Annotated in this window: 20 protein-coding genes; 5 read left to right on the top strand and 15 right to left on the bottom strand. The window is 41.7% G+C overall.

Annotated features, from left to right (window positions below; translation table 11 throughout):
• Positions 1-32 precede the first annotated feature (32 nt).
• Both H3302_RS11535 and H3302_RS11540 read left to right on the top strand, forming a co-directional pair.
• Positions 33-509, top strand: coding sequence for an energy transducer TonB (locus H3302_RS11535; RefSeq protein ID WP_075593794.1), 477 nt, complete (start codon positions 33-35; stop codon positions 507-509).
• A 12-nt stretch (positions 510-521) separates the two neighbouring features.
• Positions 522-848 carry a hypothetical protein gene (locus tag H3302_RS11540; RefSeq protein ID WP_036966622.1) on the top strand — a complete coding sequence of 109 codons (327 nt, stop codon included), beginning with the start codon at positions 522-524 and terminating at the stop codon, positions 846-848.
• 71 nt (positions 849-919) lie between these two features.
• Here the strand turns inward: H3302_RS11540 and pdxJ are convergent, their stop codons facing one another.
• From pdxJ to rpoE, 10 genes are all read right to left on the bottom strand, one after another.
• Positions 920-1,651, bottom strand: coding sequence for a pyridoxine 5'-phosphate synthase (gene pdxJ, locus H3302_RS11545; protein WP_036966619.1), 732 nt, complete (start codon positions 1,649-1,651; stop codon positions 920-922).
• Between the two features lie 43 nt (positions 1,652-1,694).
• The gene (gene recO / locus H3302_RS11550; protein WP_182395323.1) at positions 1,695-2,381 is read right to left on the bottom strand and encodes a DNA repair protein RecO; all 687 of its coding nucleotides are present in this window, start codon (positions 2,379-2,381) and stop codon (positions 1,695-1,697) included.
• 17 nt (positions 2,382-2,398) lie between these two features.
• Positions 2,399-3,331: a GTPase Era gene (gene era, locus H3302_RS11555; RefSeq protein WP_036966614.1), complete on the bottom strand. Its 933-nt coding sequence runs from the start codon at positions 3,329-3,331 to the stop codon at positions 2,399-2,401.
• Positions 3,321-3,998, bottom strand: coding sequence for a ribonuclease III (gene rnc, locus H3302_RS11560; RefSeq protein ID WP_182395325.1), 678 nt, complete (start codon positions 3,996-3,998; stop codon positions 3,321-3,323). The genes era and rnc overlap by 11 nt, the downstream gene beginning before the upstream one ends.
• Before the next feature lie 2 nt (positions 3,999-4,000).
• A complete protein-coding gene (gene lepB, locus H3302_RS11565) occupies positions 4,001-4,936 on the bottom strand; it encodes a signal peptidase I (protein WP_036966610.1) in 936 nt (311 codons plus the stop codon).
• Positions 4,937-4,962: 26 nt separating this feature from the next.
• A complete protein-coding gene (gene lepA / locus H3302_RS11570) occupies positions 4,963-6,750 on the bottom strand; it encodes a translation elongation factor 4 (RefSeq protein WP_065978641.1) in 1,788 nt (595 codons plus the stop codon).
• 70 nt (positions 6,751-6,820) lie between these two features.
• On the bottom strand, positions 6,821-7,270 hold the full coding sequence (locus tag H3302_RS11575) for a SoxR reducing system RseC family protein (protein WP_036966606.1): 450 nt from the start codon (positions 7,268-7,270) through the stop codon (positions 6,821-6,823).
• A gap of 3 nt (positions 7,271-7,273) precedes the next feature.
• Positions 7,274-8,230 carry a MucB/RseB C-terminal domain-containing protein gene (locus tag H3302_RS11580; protein WP_182395328.1) on the bottom strand — a complete coding sequence of 319 codons (957 nt, stop codon included), beginning with the start codon at positions 8,228-8,230 and terminating at the stop codon, positions 7,274-7,276.
• Between the two features lie 4 nt (positions 8,231-8,234).
• The gene (locus tag H3302_RS11585; protein WP_036966603.1) at positions 8,235-8,861 is read right to left on the bottom strand and encodes a sigma-E factor negative regulatory protein; all 627 of its coding nucleotides are present in this window, start codon (positions 8,859-8,861) and stop codon (positions 8,235-8,237) included.
• A gap of 1 nt (position 8,862) precedes the next feature.
• The gene (gene rpoE, locus H3302_RS11590; RefSeq protein WP_036969086.1) at positions 8,863-9,444 is read right to left on the bottom strand and encodes an RNA polymerase sigma factor RpoE; all 582 of its coding nucleotides are present in this window, start codon (positions 9,442-9,444) and stop codon (positions 8,863-8,865) included.
• A 404-nt stretch (positions 9,445-9,848) separates the two neighbouring features.
• On the opposite strand from rpoE, the gene nadB reads away from it, so the two are divergent.
• Positions 9,849-11,471: an L-aspartate oxidase gene (gene nadB / locus H3302_RS11595; RefSeq protein WP_036966601.1), complete on the top strand. Its 1,623-nt coding sequence runs from the start codon at positions 9,849-9,851 to the stop codon at positions 11,469-11,471.
• On the opposite strand, the gene H3302_RS11600 is transcribed toward nadB, so the two are convergent.
• Both H3302_RS11600 and H3302_RS11605 read right to left on the bottom strand, forming a co-directional pair.
• Positions 11,440-11,853 (bottom strand): hypothetical protein, encoded by a 414-nt coding sequence (locus tag H3302_RS11600; protein WP_182395331.1) that lies wholly within the window; start codon positions 11,851-11,853, stop codon positions 11,440-11,442. The genes nadB and H3302_RS11600 overlap by 32 nt on opposite strands.
• Positions 11,846-12,097 (bottom strand): succinate dehydrogenase assembly factor 2, encoded by a 252-nt coding sequence (locus tag H3302_RS11605; RefSeq protein ID WP_036966599.1) that lies wholly within the window; start codon positions 12,095-12,097, stop codon positions 11,846-11,848. The genes H3302_RS11600 and H3302_RS11605 overlap by 8 nt, the downstream gene beginning before the upstream one ends.
• 120 nt (positions 12,098-12,217) lie before the next feature.
• Here H3302_RS11605 and ygfZ point away from each other — a divergent pair, with 120 nt between their 5' ends.
• Positions 12,218-13,129, top strand: coding sequence for a tRNA-modifying protein YgfZ (gene ygfZ, locus H3302_RS11610; protein WP_036966598.1), 912 nt, complete (start codon positions 12,218-12,220; stop codon positions 13,127-13,129).
• 12 nt (positions 13,130-13,141) lie between these two features.
• Positions 13,142-13,627 carry a peptidylprolyl isomerase gene (locus tag H3302_RS11615; RefSeq protein ID WP_036966596.1) on the top strand — a complete coding sequence of 162 codons (486 nt, stop codon included), beginning with the start codon at positions 13,142-13,144 and terminating at the stop codon, positions 13,625-13,627.
• 54 nt (positions 13,628-13,681) lie between these two features.
• Here the strand turns inward: H3302_RS11615 and H3302_RS11620 are convergent, their stop codons facing one another.
• From H3302_RS11620 to H3302_RS11630, 3 genes are read right to left on the bottom strand one after another with little or no spacing between them, the layout of a single operon-like run.
• Complete coding sequence (locus tag H3302_RS11620; protein ID WP_074989039.1) at positions 13,682-14,164, bottom strand: hypothetical protein; 483 nt, start codon at positions 14,162-14,164, stop codon at positions 13,682-13,684.
• Positions 14,165-14,178: 14 nt separating this feature from the next.
• Positions 14,179-15,021 carry a YdiY family protein gene (locus H3302_RS11625; protein ID WP_182395333.1) on the bottom strand — a complete coding sequence of 281 codons (843 nt, stop codon included), beginning with the start codon at positions 15,019-15,021 and terminating at the stop codon, positions 14,179-14,181.
• Positions 15,022-15,032: 11 nt separating this feature from the next.
• Positions 15,033-15,353 (bottom strand): HI1450 family dsDNA-mimic protein, encoded by a 321-nt coding sequence (locus H3302_RS11630; RefSeq protein ID WP_036966590.1) that lies wholly within the window; start codon positions 15,351-15,353, stop codon positions 15,033-15,035.
• Positions 15,354-15,395 lie beyond the last annotated feature (42 nt).

The following is a 15,395-nucleotide window of genomic DNA, read 5'->3' on the forward strand; positions in this document are numbered from 1 at the left end:
CGCTCAATAAAACGATATAAAGGAATATATAAATGAAAAGTTATTTAATTCTAGCGGGCAGTTTACTTGCCTTTGGCTGTGCTTCAACTGCAGATAAACCGATGACACTAGAGTATGCGGATTTATCAGTTAGCTATGATGAATTGAAAACACCAAAATGGCAGCAACTTGAGCGCTTTCCTGCCAGATACCCAAAAAAAGCAGTTATCCAAGCAACAGAAGGGTGCGCGACCATTGAGTATGTTATTACGCCACACAATGAGATTAAAGATATTCAGGTAGTTGCCTCTACTCACCCTGTATTTGCCGATGCAGCAAAAGAAGTAATCACGCATTGGCACTGGAATGAGCTGCCGCAAAATATTACTGATAAAGCGGTGAAAACCCAAACTCGCTTTGATTTTTGTTTTGACACACCCGAGCAATCTTGTAGAACACTAAAACCTAATTATTCATGCCCTAGTCGCGATATTATTTATTCTACGGGTACGCGAATTGTGAAGTATTAAAGGGAGCCTGCTTTGTATTTTATCTTACTTATTCTCTTTAGCGCTATTTCACTCACGTGGTTTTTCCTTCGCTATAAAAAACTAAGTAAAGAAGCTAATAACTACGTAAAAATCAATTACGCTGAGCAGTGGCAAACATACGAAAGTAAAGCCCGCTTAATGAGAGCAACACCCAACTCAATTGTGTTTCATTCAATTAAACAAGGCGAATTGTCGGCCATTGATGATGGTGTTTTAAAAAGCTTTAAGAAAAAGCATCAGTACATAGTTACCCTACTCTGTATTTCACCTTTGTTATCATCATTGCTTGCACAATTTATTGCGTATTTGATGAAATAAAAAGCGCGCTGGATACAACATCCACCGCGCTCTCAATTCAATACTTGCTTAAAAGTGCTTGAAGCTTATATTTACAAACGCGCCTCAATCATCAGGCGTTTCATATCACGTACTGCTTTGTCTAGGCCGTCAATCGCGGCACGCGCAATAATCGCATGACCAATGTTTAACTCGTAAATTTCTGGCATTGCAGCAATTGGTTTTACGTTGTGGTAGTGCAGGCCATGACCAGCATTTACAATTAAACCAAGACCGTGGGCGTATTGTACACCGCTGCGAATACGCTCAAGCTCTGTATGTAGCTCTTCGTCGTTTTCTGCATCAGCATACGCGCCAGTATGAATTTCTACATACGGTGCGTTACAGGCTTTAGCAGCATCAAGTTGCGCGTTATCAGCATCAATAAATAACGATACTTTAATACCCGCTGCCGTTAATTTTTCAGTCGCCGCTTTTACTTTTTCAAAGTTACCCACTACGTCTAGGCCGCCTTCTGTTGTTAGCTCTTCGCGTTTTTCAGGCACTAAACACACATAAGCGGGTTTTACTTCAAGCGCAATATCAATCATTTCATCAGTCACGGCAACCTCAAGATTCATACGCGTTTGAATGGTTTTAGCCATTACATACACGTCACGGTCTTGAATATGACGACGGTCTTCACGCAAATGAATGGTGATACCATCTGCACCGGCATGCTCTGCAACACTGGCTGCATGAGCAGGATCTGGGTAACTTGTGCCACGCGCTTGGCGTAAAGTGGCAATATGATCAACGTTTACACCAAGAAGAATATCTTTCATTTTTTTACCTGTTTAAAACAACGATTAACGGCTGCTATTCAGCCTACTTAATAAATAACTCACGACTTTTTAATGGCTTTTTACCGAGTAAAGGCTTGAGTAAGTAACGACTTAACTGCTTTGCCATATATAACACATCAGGCGCGCTGAAGTCATGGGCAGCAATGGCATTTAATTGCGCACCTGAAAAACCACTGTGCGGGTCGTCATGCAGCAAAAAGCCATATTCAGCAAAGTACTGGTAACTGGCACTGCCAATGATCTCATCACCGTGCGCGTCGACACTAAAATCAACCCCATAACCGAGCAATTCGAGTAACTGAAATTCATACGAACGTAACACTGCTTGCAAATGTTGAGTACCCGATAAATCACTCAAGTGCTGTTTATACAAATGGTAAACACTTTCCATAGGTTCATTGATAGGTACGATACGATTCGTTAATTCGTTTAAATAAAATCCACAATACAACTCAGTCCCCGTGAGCATGGTTTGCGTGCCATGGGGTTCAAAACGATTAATGTATTTTAAATCTGATTTACCGCTGTATTGTACCAGCAGTGATTGGAAAGGTTGCAGTTGTGCTTTATGTTTAGTGGCCTGGCGACCACTAATTCGGGCCAGCATTCTAAGCTGACCCACGCCTTCTACCAGCATATCAAGCATTACTTGTGAGTCACTAAATGGACGTCGGTGCAACAAGTATGCTGTGTAGAAATCGCTATCCATGGCGTCTCAAGCTAAGCTTAATCTTCACCATAGCCTAAGCTGCGTAGCGCACGCTCATCATCAGCCCAGCCAGACTTCACTTTAACCCAAAGTTCTAAAAATACTTTGTTATCAAGCATCTCTTCAAGGTCTTTACGTGCTTCACGGCCAATAACTTTTAGCTTTTCGCCTTTATTGCCAATAACCATGCGTTTTTGCGTTTCACGCTCAACTAAGATCAGGCCATTAATTTGCCACACGCCGTTATCGAGCCATTTAAACTGCTCTATTTCAACGGTAACAGAATACGGTAATTCATCACCCATAAAACGCATTAGCTTTTCACGGATAACCTCTGCCGACATAAAACGCATCGAACGGTCTGTCACATAATCTTCAGGGAAGTAAAACTCACACAGCGGAAGACGCTTAGTTACTTCTGCTTTTATAAGCTCAATGTTTTTACCCTGTTTTGCTGAGACAGGAATAATACCAACAAAATCAAATTTATTGCCTAAAAACTGCATGTGCGGAAGCACTAAGTCGCGGTCTTTTACTTGGTCAATTTTATTCATAACCAATAGCACTGGACGACCACTTTGACGGACTTTATTCAGTACCATCTCGTCATCTTCATTCCAGTGAGTGCCTTCAACCACAAAAATAATCAGCTCTACATCACCAATCGAACTGGATGCAGCACGGTTCATTAAACGGTTAATGGCACGCTTTTCTTCAACATGTAGACCCGGTGTATCAACGTAGACTGCTTGGTATTTACCTTCGGTATGAATACCCATAATACGGTGACGCGTGGTCTGTGGTTTGCGCGAGGTAATACTCACCTTTTGCTCAACAATGTAGTTAAGTAAGGTCGATTTACCCACATTTGGACGACCAACAATGGCCACCATCCCACAGTGCGTATCAAGCTCTGCAGGTTCTTTGCTAATTAAATCATCAAGATTCATTTTTAAGTATCTTTAAGGCTTTTTCAGCAGCTTTTTGCTCGGCTTTACGACGCGAGCTTCCTACTGAGATAATGCTATCCATCCCTTCAACAATACATTCAACCGTGAATGTTTGATTGTGCGCTTGGCCTTTTGTATCAATGACAGTGTAGCCCGGTAACGATAATTTGCGCGCTTGTAAGTACTCTTGAAGTAATGTTTTTGGATCTTTTTGGTTTAAGCCAGGAGAAATTGCATCAAGGCGTGATTCATACCAATCTAAGATTAACTCACCACATTGTTCAATGCTTGAGTCTAGGAACACGGCACCAATAATGGCTTCTACTGCATCGGCAAGAGTCGATTCACGACGGAAGCCACCACTTTTCAGCTCGCCAGGCCCTAAGCGTAAGTAATCGCCCAGACCAAATTCAAGGCCAAACTCAGCCAGTGTTTGACCACGTACTAAGGTTGAGCGCATGCGGCTTAAGTCGCCTTCACGTGCTTTTGGAAATTTAGTATAAAGCGCATTCGCAATCACGAAGCTCAAAATCGAATCGCCTAAAAACTCTAAACGCTCGTTATGTTGACCTTTGTGGCTGCGGTGCGTCATTGCCTGTTCAAGCAAAGCTTGATCAGTAAATGTATAACCTATTTTGTTGTATAACTCTGTTACGTTTTTTTTCATCGTTACTGAATATTACCTAGGCGTTCAAAACGAACACCAGTTGGAACCCAGCCTGGTAAAAAGTCATCTGGGCCATTTTCAAATTCAAAACTCATCCATATAAAGACGGCTTTACCTACCAAGTTTTCTTTTGGCACAAAGCCCCAAAAGCGACTGTCTTGGCTGTTATCACGGTTATCACCCATCATAAAATAATGATCGGCAGGAACAACCCACTCGTCAGAGCGTGTACCCGGTTGTTGATAATAACGGCCTTTCATTTCAAGCGCCTCTGGGTTAATCAAAATGTTGTGATTCAATGGGCTTAGGTTTTCTTCTAAACGCACTAAATTCATTGACCCTTGCTTGAACTCGTCACTATTGAGAATTTCCATATCTATTTTATTGTATTCATTACACAGCAAATCACCTTGCTGTTCGACACCTTCTTCACATTTTGGCTGAATATAAAGGTGCTTATTGCGATAAACAATTTTATCGCCAGGTAAACCAATGGCACGTTTAATGTAATCAATACGCTCATCTAATGGGTATTTAAATACCACAATATCACCGCGTTCTGGCTCATCCACATCCACTAGTTGGGTGCGCCAAATTGGGTCTTTAATGCCGTATGAGTACTTTTGTACCAAAATAAAGTCACCAACAAGTAATGTTGGCATCATTGAGCCTGATGGAATTTGAAACGGTTCAAAAATAAATGAACGGAAAATAGTAATAGCCGCAATCATCGGAAAGATTGATTTAGCCGTTTCAGTAATACTTGGCTCTGGTGCAATTAATGCAGCGGTTTCTTCGTCTAATTCACCGCCCGCCGCGTTTTGAGCAAGGGCGATACGCTGTTGACGTTTAGGCGCAAACATAAAGTGGTCAATTAACCAGATTAAGCCTGAGCCTAGCGTTAACAACACTAAAAAAATCGAAAAGTAACCCGCCATGCATTAATTCCTTTATTTACTTCTAATTATTTACCAACTTTGAGGATAGCTAAGAATGCATCTTGCGGTACTTCAACGTTACCTAGTTGCTTCATTCGCTTTTTACCTTCTTTTTGCTTCTGAAGAAGCTTTTTCTTACGGCTCACGTCACCACCGTAACATTTTGCAATTACGTTTTTACGTAATTGTTTAACCGTTGTACGCGCTATAACATGCTGACCAATTGCCGCTTGAATTGCAATATCAAATTGTTGACGCGGAATGAGCTCTTTAAGCGCTTCAGCTAACTGACGACCACGCGATTGTGCAATATCACGGTGTACAATAATAGCTAATGCATCTACACGCTCACCATTAATAAGTACGTCAACACGTACCATGTCTGATGCTTGGAAATGCTTAAAGTTATAATCAAGCGAAGCAAAACCACGGCTTGTTGATTTTAACTTATCAAAGAAATCCATAACCACTTCAGCCATCGGTAATTCATACGTTACCGCAACTTGCTTGCCGTGATAGTTCATTTTAGTTTGTACACCACGCTTTTCAACACAAAGCGTAATAACGTTACCTAAAAACTCTTGCGGAACTAATATGTTAGCTTCAACAATTGGCTCACGGATTTCAAGAATGTTGTTTACCGGCGGAAGATCAGATGGATTATCAATCTGTTTAACGCCCTCTTTGGTTTCTACTTCGTAGATTACCGTAGGTGCCGTAGTAATAAGATCAATGTCGTATTCACGCTCAAGACGCTCTTGAATAATCTCCATGTGTAGCATACCTAAGAAGCCACAACGGAAACCAAAACCAAGTGCAGTTGAGTTTTCTGGTTCGAAGAATAACGATGCATCGTTCAAGCTAAGTTTATCTAGCGCATCACGGAATGATTCATAATCATCCGATGAAATTGGGAACATACCCGCATAAACCTGTGGTTTAATGCGTTGGAAACCCGGTAGACGCTCTGGTGCAGAGTTGCGCTGTAACGTAATTGTATCGCCAACAGGGGCACCATGAATCTCTTTAATACCAGCAATAACAAAGCCTACTTCACCGGTTTTTAATAAACCCGTGTTAGTTTGTTTTGGTGTGAAAATACCCACTTTATCTGCGATATGAACTTGTTCGTTCGACATGATCTTAATTTTATCGCCCGCGCGTAATTCACCGTGTTTAATACGCACAAGTGATACAACGCCTTGGTATGGGTCAAACCATGAATCAATAATAAGCGCTTGTAATGGCTTATCTTTGTCGCCAACTGGTGGCGGAATATCTTTAACAATAACTTCGAGTACGTCTTCAATACCCACGCCTGTTTTTGCACTGCAACGCACGGCTTCAAGCGCATCAATACCAATAATGTCTTCGATTTCTTCTGCAACACGAAGTGGGTCCGCTTGCGGTAAGTCGATTTTATTCAGTACTGGAATAACTTCTAAATCCATTTCAATCGCTGTGTAACAGTTCGCAAGTGTTTGCGCTTCTACACCTTGACCAGCATCAACAACTAAAAGCGCACCTTCACAGGCAGCAAGCGAACGTGATACTTCGTAAGTGAAGTCAACGTGTCCTGGTGTGTCGATAAAGTTTAATTGGTAGGTCTCGCCATCTTTGGCTGTATAATTAAGTGTTACACTTTGCGCTTTGATGGTAATACCACGCTCACGCTCGATGTCCATTGAGTCTAACACCTGCTGCTGCATTTCACGGTCTGTTAAACCACCACAAACTTGGATAAGACGGTCAGAGAGAGTCGATTTACCATGGTCGATATGGGCGATGATCGAAAAATTACGGATATGCTTCATAAACTGGATTCTAAACTTCTATATAAAATGGACTAAGTGTATAAAGCGGCAATTTTACATTTAATTGGCTTTAATCACCATCTATTTGAGTGAAAGGAATAGTAATTGGGTGAATTTTTATTACTTTAATATCATGTTTTAGGCTCTTAACCCTTGATTTAGCTATCGCATAGCCAGTTAAGCCCCCTAATACAGCAGCTAAAATTTGCCACCCCTCAGCAAGCGAAAACACTGAAAAAGCAGCCAAAGCAAACCCTAAACTAAATAATAACGGCAACATGTACACGGCCATTGCGTGTTTTACAAGGTGGCTATCGTCTAATGCTAAGGTGACTTTTTGTCCGACTTTTAGCTCACTGTCGAAAGTGTATGGGAATGTTTTTTTGGCAGTACCAAATAACTTGGCAAAGATTTGCGAGCCACAACGACCATTGCATCCTGCGCAGGCTTGTTTTTGCTCGGCTTCTAAATCGGCTGTCGTGCCTTTTACCGACACGACAGTGAGTGTTTGTTCTATCATTATTTAAAGAGGTCGCGCTACCGACTCTGCAATGGCTTTGGCTGTCATAGCGGGGATATTACCAACAACCGACACGTCAAAGCTACCACCATTGTGAACATACACAGTTGTCGCACCCGATGACAGCGCCCCACTGGGTCGTTTACCAGGCAGTGGTCTTTGTACGAACACAGAAACCTCAACAAAACCATCAGAGTACAAGTAGTAATCGGTTAGTTCGTTATTTAAATCTAACTTGTGACGGTCTGACTTTAATAATTTAAAGCCTGCTGGCAACCAGCCAATTTTCCAATTATTAACCGCACTGCCTGTGCTTTCGTTATCAATTTCACTGACCGGAAGCGGAGGAGGAAAATCACGATTTTGCATTTCTAACAGCATCTGTGCAGGTTGCTCTGTCACACTAATGTGGGTCAACTGTAATTGCTCAAGCATTTCACCTTTGTGGTTCACATACGCTGATTTCAATAACAGTGATGATTCTAAATCTAACCATATCCAATAATTGAATTTGTACTCATCTTTTGACTCAATACGCACAAGCTGCGCTGAGCGCCCTGCTATACGACCTTTTCCGCCTAGTACAAAATCGTACTGCGCACTTAAACGCTCTATATCTTTAAAAAGTACTTCAGGAATAGGCCCTGCAATTGAATCAGTTTGCACAGAATATGGCTCTAAATGGGGCTCAAAATAAGTCACTTGATCGTTTACGCGAGCCATTTCAAGCCCTGCGCCATTTAGTAAACTTAAATGTTCAAGCTCTACATTACCTTGCTTGGCATGCAGCCAGCGATAAGGTTCCATTGCTTGGCCTTTAACGACGACAAACGATGCGTCGAAATTGCGGGTATGAACGGCTTCAGCCATATCGAGTAATAATGCTTTGGCGGGGTTTTCGTCGCTGGCAAAAGCGGGAGCTATTAACACCAGCGACAAAATAAAAGTAAACACTTTCATTTAATTAGTTTTTTTCCTCATCTGCGTTAGCCGCAGTTTGTGACTTTTCAAGCGAATATGCAACACGTGCTTGGCGTTGGTGTTCAAGTACAAGCGCACCAATACGTTGCTGTTGTAATTCGCGTAAACCTTGTTGGGCATTTTCAAGTGCAGGTTGCTCAGATGAGTAACTGACAGGTGATGCCACACCGGTTAGTGGTGTTGTTTGTAATAAAGGAATTTCGCTCTGCGGTGATTCGCTGTTTTGCGGCAGGGTTTGTACACCAACAATCGCAAACATAGCCACACTTGCAGCAATCGCTACTTGGGCAAAGGGTCGACGCCAATTAAATGCAACGACATTGTCGGTGCCTGTTGCCGCCACGATTTCTTCGCTTTTTGGTGCCGTTGTTTTATTCGCGAAATCTGCGTACACAGGTTCATGTTCGAGTGCATCTGCCACTGCATCAGCAATGTCAAAATTGAAGGCGCTGTTATTTGCCTCAGCACGCATTACGTCACCGATCATTGCATAACGACCAAATGTAGTTACATCGTCGTTTGTAATCGCTTCATCAGTTAACTGCTGCTCGCCGTCAAGTAATGCGGATAACTGCTCATTATCCAACTTGTTAACGTCTGCTTTTGTCATACTAAGACTCACCTATTAATGGATTTAATTTATTGTCAATCGCTTCACGGGCACGGAAAATACGCGAACGTACCGTCCCCACGGGGCAATCCATAACCACGGCTATTTCTTCATAGCTCATACCTTCGATTTCACGAAGGGTAATCGCAGTTTTAAGATCTTCAGGCAAACTATCAATCGTATTAAAAATTACAGCACGTACTTCGTCACTTAATAACAGGTTTTCTGGCGATGCGTTTGAACGCATTGCGTCTGCACTGTCATAAAATTCTGCTTCTTCGGCATCAACATCGTTAGCTGGCGGCTTACGCCCCTGAGCAACTAAGTAATTTTTAGCACAATTTACGGCGATACGGTACAACCAAGTATAAAAGGCGCTATCACCTCTAAAGTTAGGCAAAGCACGATAAGCTTTAATAAAGGCTTCTTGTGCGACATCAGCAACATCACCTTGGTTTGAAACATAACGTGAGATCAAACCTGCAATTTTATTCTGATATTTTCTAACTAATAGGTTGAAGGCGTTTTTATCTCCTTGCTGGACCCTTTTTACTAGCGCTAAATCCAAATCCTGCTCGCTCATTCGAGCCGGTACTCCTCTGTTTGATTCTTGCTTGCTATTCATATACTCGCCATTGTTTACACAAACTATGACTGCACCATGAATATAAAAGTTCAGTTTAAAATAATTTTTTTATAAAATAGCACGCAAATAATGTGAGTTATACCAATCTTATTACTCGACAATCCTAGTAACTGCTGATAATTCAACGGTTATCTCTATTCATAGTCAGTTTGATTCACAATGCTAAACAGTTAAAAATTCGCTGTTTAAGTGACGATAAACCTAATAATATTGGTATAACGTATTAAAATGACTAATAGTGTTACGGCAAATATGGTACATATACGTATATCATATACAATTTTTTTTGCTCATACTTTTAGCACTATTTCCAGAGCATTGTAACTGCAAAGACCACAGACATGAACCAAAATAAACATCACATTACTGATGTCGCTATTATCGGCAGCGGCGCCGCTGGCCTCTCGCTTGCTTTATCACTTGCTAATCACTGTAACGTCACCGTGCTTAGCAAAGGCGCATTAACTGAAGGCTCTACTTTATATGCACAAGGTGGTATTGCCGCGGTTTTTGATAAAAAAAATGACAGTATTGAGTCACATGTTCAAGATACGCTCGATGCTGGCGGTGGTTTATGTGACCGCGACGCTGTGCACTACACTGCCAGTAATGCCAAAAAATGTTTAAAATGGTTAATTGAGCAAGGTGTGCCTTTTGATATGGAGTTTGATTCAAAAGGTAAAGAACGTTTTCATTTAACGCGCGAAGGTGGTCACAGTCATCGCCGCATTTTACATGCTGCCGATGCGACAGGTCGCGCCGTTCAAACTACGCTTATCAGCCAAGTGCAAGCCCACCCAAATATCACTTTATTAGAAAACTACAATGCCATTGATTTAATTGGTGATAAAAGCTTAGGCCGAAAAGGTAAACACATCCACGGTCTGTATGTGTGGAATTGTGAAGACAAAAAAGTAGAAACAATTGCAGCCAAGTTTGTTGCGCTAGCGACAGGCGGTGCGAGTAAAGTGTATTTATATACCTCTAACCCCGATGTATCGAGTGGCGATGGTATTGCCATGGCATGGCGAGCGGGCTGCCGTGTTGCCAATATGGAATTTAATCAATTCCACCCTACGAGCTTGTACCACCCTGAGCTGCAAAACTTTTTAATTACCGAAGCAATGCGTGGTGAAGGTGCGTACTTAAAACGCCCCGATGGCACACGCTTTATGAAAGACTTTGATGAACGTGAAGAACTGGCTCCCCGCGATATTGTTGCCCGCGCGATTGATTTTGAAATGAAACGCTTAGGCGCTAATTGTGTTTATTTAGATATTAGCCACAAAGATAAAGATTTTATTATTGAGCATTTCCCGACAATTTACGCAAAATGCTTAAGTGTTGGTTTAGATATCACCAAAGAAGCTATTCCTGTCGTCCCTGCAGCCCATTATACTTGTGGGGGTGTCATGACTGACTTTAATGGACGTACTGATTTAGATAACTTGTATGCAGTTGGTGAAGTTGCTTATACAGGTCTGCATGGTGCAAACCGAATGGCAAGCAACTCATTGCTCGAATGCATTGTTTTTGCCCACGCAGCAGCACAGGATATTCTGAGTAAAATTGATGCAAGTCCTGCACTTGAAACACTACCGCTGTGGGATGAAAGCCGCGTTACGAACTCTGACGAAGAAATTGTTATCACGCATAACTGGCATGAACTACGGTTATTTATGTGGGATTACGTTGGCATCGTGCGTTCAACTAAACGTTTAGAACGTGCATTGCATCGTGTTGAATTACTGCAACAGGAAATTCACGACTACTACGCTAACTTTAGAGTTTCTAACAACTTATTAGAGCTACGTAACTTAGTGCAAGTCGCTGAACTGATTATTCGCAGTGCGCTGGAACGTAAAGAAAGCCGAGGCTTGCATTACACCATTGATTACCCAGCGCAAAATGAAAACCCAACGCCTACGGTACTTACACCGAAGTCGGTTGCTGCACAGCAATAATTGCCCGTTTTAAGCGTGAAAAGCTTACCTCATCAACACTGGCTGCCGTTATAATCAGCCAGTGTGATTTATAAAATCCCGCTAGTTTTATAACCACAAAACTCGAAAAGATCTTACTCTTAGGGCTTATCGCACCTTGCATTTGCACACGATTATTTAAAAAACGAAGCTGTGACTGTTCTAAAATAATAGCGCCATGTGCTGGCTGTAATTGCGTTACTTTTTTATAGCTAATCACCCCAATAATAAAGCTTGAGACGAAAACAAGACATTGAGAAAAGAGTTGCTGATACGCAAAGCTAAGTATGATGGCTACAAAGCAAAAAAAGACCACAAAGGGTTTGTGGTCTGGTGTGTTCTGTTTAACGCTAAATCTATACACGAACTCGGTCTAAAATTAATGAGACCATGCTATTAAGCTCGGGATCTTTACACGTTTCGTGACCCATGAACCATGCAAACAAGTCTGGATCATCGCATTCTAGTAAGCGTTGAAATGTGGCATGTTGCTCTTTGCTTAACGAGTCAAACGCTTCTTCAACGAATGGCATAAATAAAACATCAAGTTCTAACATGCCACGACGGCATGCCCAACGAATACGTTCTTTACTGTGAATTTCAGTCATTTTAAACCTCGTACTTATTTGTCAGCAGTTTAACAAATTGCTATCGAATAAACAGCTATTTAAATTGCCACCCTAACTAAGTTATCATTAGCACTCATTTATATCGTAAAGAAGGTTTTTATGTCGACTGTTTACGCAAGTCCATTATCTCATACGCTTATCAGCCTAACAGGTAAAGATAAGTTGTCTTACCTTCACGGACAAATTACACAGGATATCAATAAGCTCACTAATGATACGTTCTTGTGGGCGGGTCACTGTAATGCCAAAGGTAAGCTTTGGGGCGTTTTTCGCTTGTTTACCTACCAAGACAGTTACTACCTTGTTGGTTCTAAAGCCGAAGTTGAGCAGTCTCTGGTTGAGTTAAAAAAATATGCGGTCTTTTCTGCTGTTGAAATAGACCCCTGTGAAAAGCCATTAATTGGTTTGATGGGTGATGACCTCTCAGAGGTGCTAGAGGCACTTAATATTCAATTTAATGATGAGCAAACGGCTGTCGATTTTGCCGACGGAAAAGCCCTTAAGCTTGCAGAAAACCGCGTGTTACTCATGGTCAATAGTGACTTTAGTTTACCCGAAAACGTTATCGCACTCGATAACGATGCCCAATGGCAACAAGCAGCGATTGCCGCGGGTGAGCCTTCACTTAACAGTGAGGCCATTGGCGAATATGTGCCGCAAATGGTTAACCTACACGCGATTGGCGGTATCAGCTTTAGAAAAGGCTGTTACACAGGCCAAGAAACCGTTGCCCGTATGAAGTATCTTGGCAAAAACAAGCGCGCCATGTATATCGTTGCGGGTGAAGCAGATGGTTTACTCGATGAGCTTGAACTCGAAACACAAATGGGTGAAAACTGGCGTCGCGCTGGCAAGCTTATCAGTCAAAGTTATAATCAAGAAACGCGCACTTTAATGGGACTCGTTGTGTTACCGAATGACAATGAAACAGGCCAATTATTACGTGCTAAACACCTCCCTCAGGTTGAGCTATCGATTCAAGCTCTGCCTTACTCTCTCGAAGATGAATAAATAGGAATGACTATGATCGCAGCAGAAAACAAAGTGGTAAAAATGCATTATTCAGTATTGGATAATAACAAAAACACCATCGACAACTCGTTTGATGGTGAACCACTGGTGTTTATCGTTGGCACAGGTTACTTGATCCCAGGCCTAGAAAACGCACTACTAGGTAAAGAAGCTGGCGATACTTTCAGTGTTACCGTTGAACCAGACCAAGGCTATGGCGAGCGTCACGACGACTTAATGCAAGCTGTACCTAAGTCAATGTTTGAAGGGATGGACATTGAAGTGGGTATGCAGTTTCGTGCAACAACCGATGCAGGCGATCAATCAGTGATGATCATCGATATCCAAGATGAAGAAGTGATTGTTGATGGTAATCACCCATTATCAGGGATTACTTTACACTTTGATGTTGAAGTACTTGAAGTACGTGATGCAACAGAAGAAGAGTTAGCACATGGTCATGTGCACGGTGAAGGCGGTTGTGGTCACAGCCACTAAACTCGCAGTATAAAAAAAGCGCCTGAGGCGCTTTTTTTATACCAATTAGCTTAATTAATCATCCACTTGCTCTGGTTCTGGTTTATGTTCCGGCTCTGGCTTAGATTCAGGTTCAGTTATGTGTGCCTGCAATGCCGCTAGCAAGCCTTCTTGGTCGTTGGTGCCTAAACGATAGTGAGTGCCATCTTTCATTGCTAATTCTACAGCTTTAAACCCTGATACACTGTAAACCCAGCCATCGTGGGTTATACGTAAACCAATTCCATGGCGAAATGAATTACTGACCGCTCTGACTGATTCAATGTCGTCAAAGCTCACCGTTTTACCAAATACACCCGGCCCAAATGCCCAGCTCACTGTTTTATCGGTTACTTTAATAGTTAAGCTATGAAATAAAAAAGCCACTAACACTAAAATGGCGCAAAACCCCATTAATGGCACATCTGCGCCGATTAAGTTCCACGCCAAGGCAAGAAAACCACCTATCCAGCCCAAAACAACAAAAATAAACACTGCGTATTGCTTATGTTGATACATAAAGAATTCTCTAATTAGAAGCTATAAACAAAGGTCGCACTTAGCTCTGAGTCATACTTAAGCTTGTCTTCCTCTGGTTTTGAGTTGTAGCGATACATATAGGTAAATTTAAGTGACACATCGCCCATAATCTTACTGATCAATGATGTTTCTGACTTTAATCGCGAGTTAAGACCTGACAAAGATTGCTCGTAACTCACATCTTGATTAAAGCGTGTGCGCTCAGAAACGGTACGCTCCCATTGCAACGCTAAACGGAGCAGATAACCGGTTTTTGTTTCGTCTTCTTCCGTTGCAATTTCTTGATCGGCAACTGAACGATAAAGGCCCGGTCCAACGTCTATATCGACTTTATTTTTACTGCCTTGATAAATACGATTGCCATACCCTGTTGCAACCGTACTCTTAAACTCAAGACCACTAAATTTATCTTCTTCGTAATCTCCGTAAATGAAAAAAGACTCATTTTTCACGTTCAGCTTATAGTTTCCTTGCCCCGAGACAAAAATACGATCTGCTGATACTTCTTCATCGCCGGTTTCTTCATTGCGATCGCGTTTGTAAAGCGTGTCTATTTTGAATTGATTACGCCACTTTTCAAAGTCTTGATAAAGGTTACCTTTGAACTTGAAACTCGTTGAATTGGTATTGCCTCTACTTACCATAAAACCGAACTCCAAATCACCATACAGCATTTCGCCTTTATGGATTTTATGGATTTCTTCTTCTGACAACTGCCCGTATTCATGAAAATCTTCAAATGGATCAACAGCAATAGCCTGCCAACTGCTAAGCAGTAAGGCGGCTAGAAAAACACGTTTAATTGTACTAAGACAACAAAAAGTAGAGTCAAACATCGGCTGGAGAGTTATTCGCTATCTTTCCAGAGAATGTGGCAAAACGGTGCATCTTTATCTCGGCTAATTAAAATCTTGGCAAATAAAATATCTTGGTTATCAAACTCAAGCCCTACTAAGACTTGTACAAACAGCTCAGGTTCAATTTCTAATGCAACAAAATCTTGCCATTGATCGTCAGGCTCACTTTCTTCGATAAAACCTAACTCTTCTCTGTGCTCGTTAAAATCATTAATATCTTGTTCGCTTAAGTTATCGGGTGCTAACTCTAAAAAGATATCATACGCCTGATGTGTTACTTCTTCTTCACTATATAAGCGTGGACCAGCCATTCCTTAAACCCTCTGCACATGCAAACTGCGTTATTTTAGGTA

The sequence above is a fragment of the Pseudoalteromonas sp. MT33b genome (genome assembly GCF_014117385.1).
In the GTDB taxonomy this organism is placed as follows: Bacteria; Pseudomonadota; Gammaproteobacteria; order Enterobacterales; family Alteromonadaceae; genus Pseudoalteromonas; species Pseudoalteromonas lipolytica.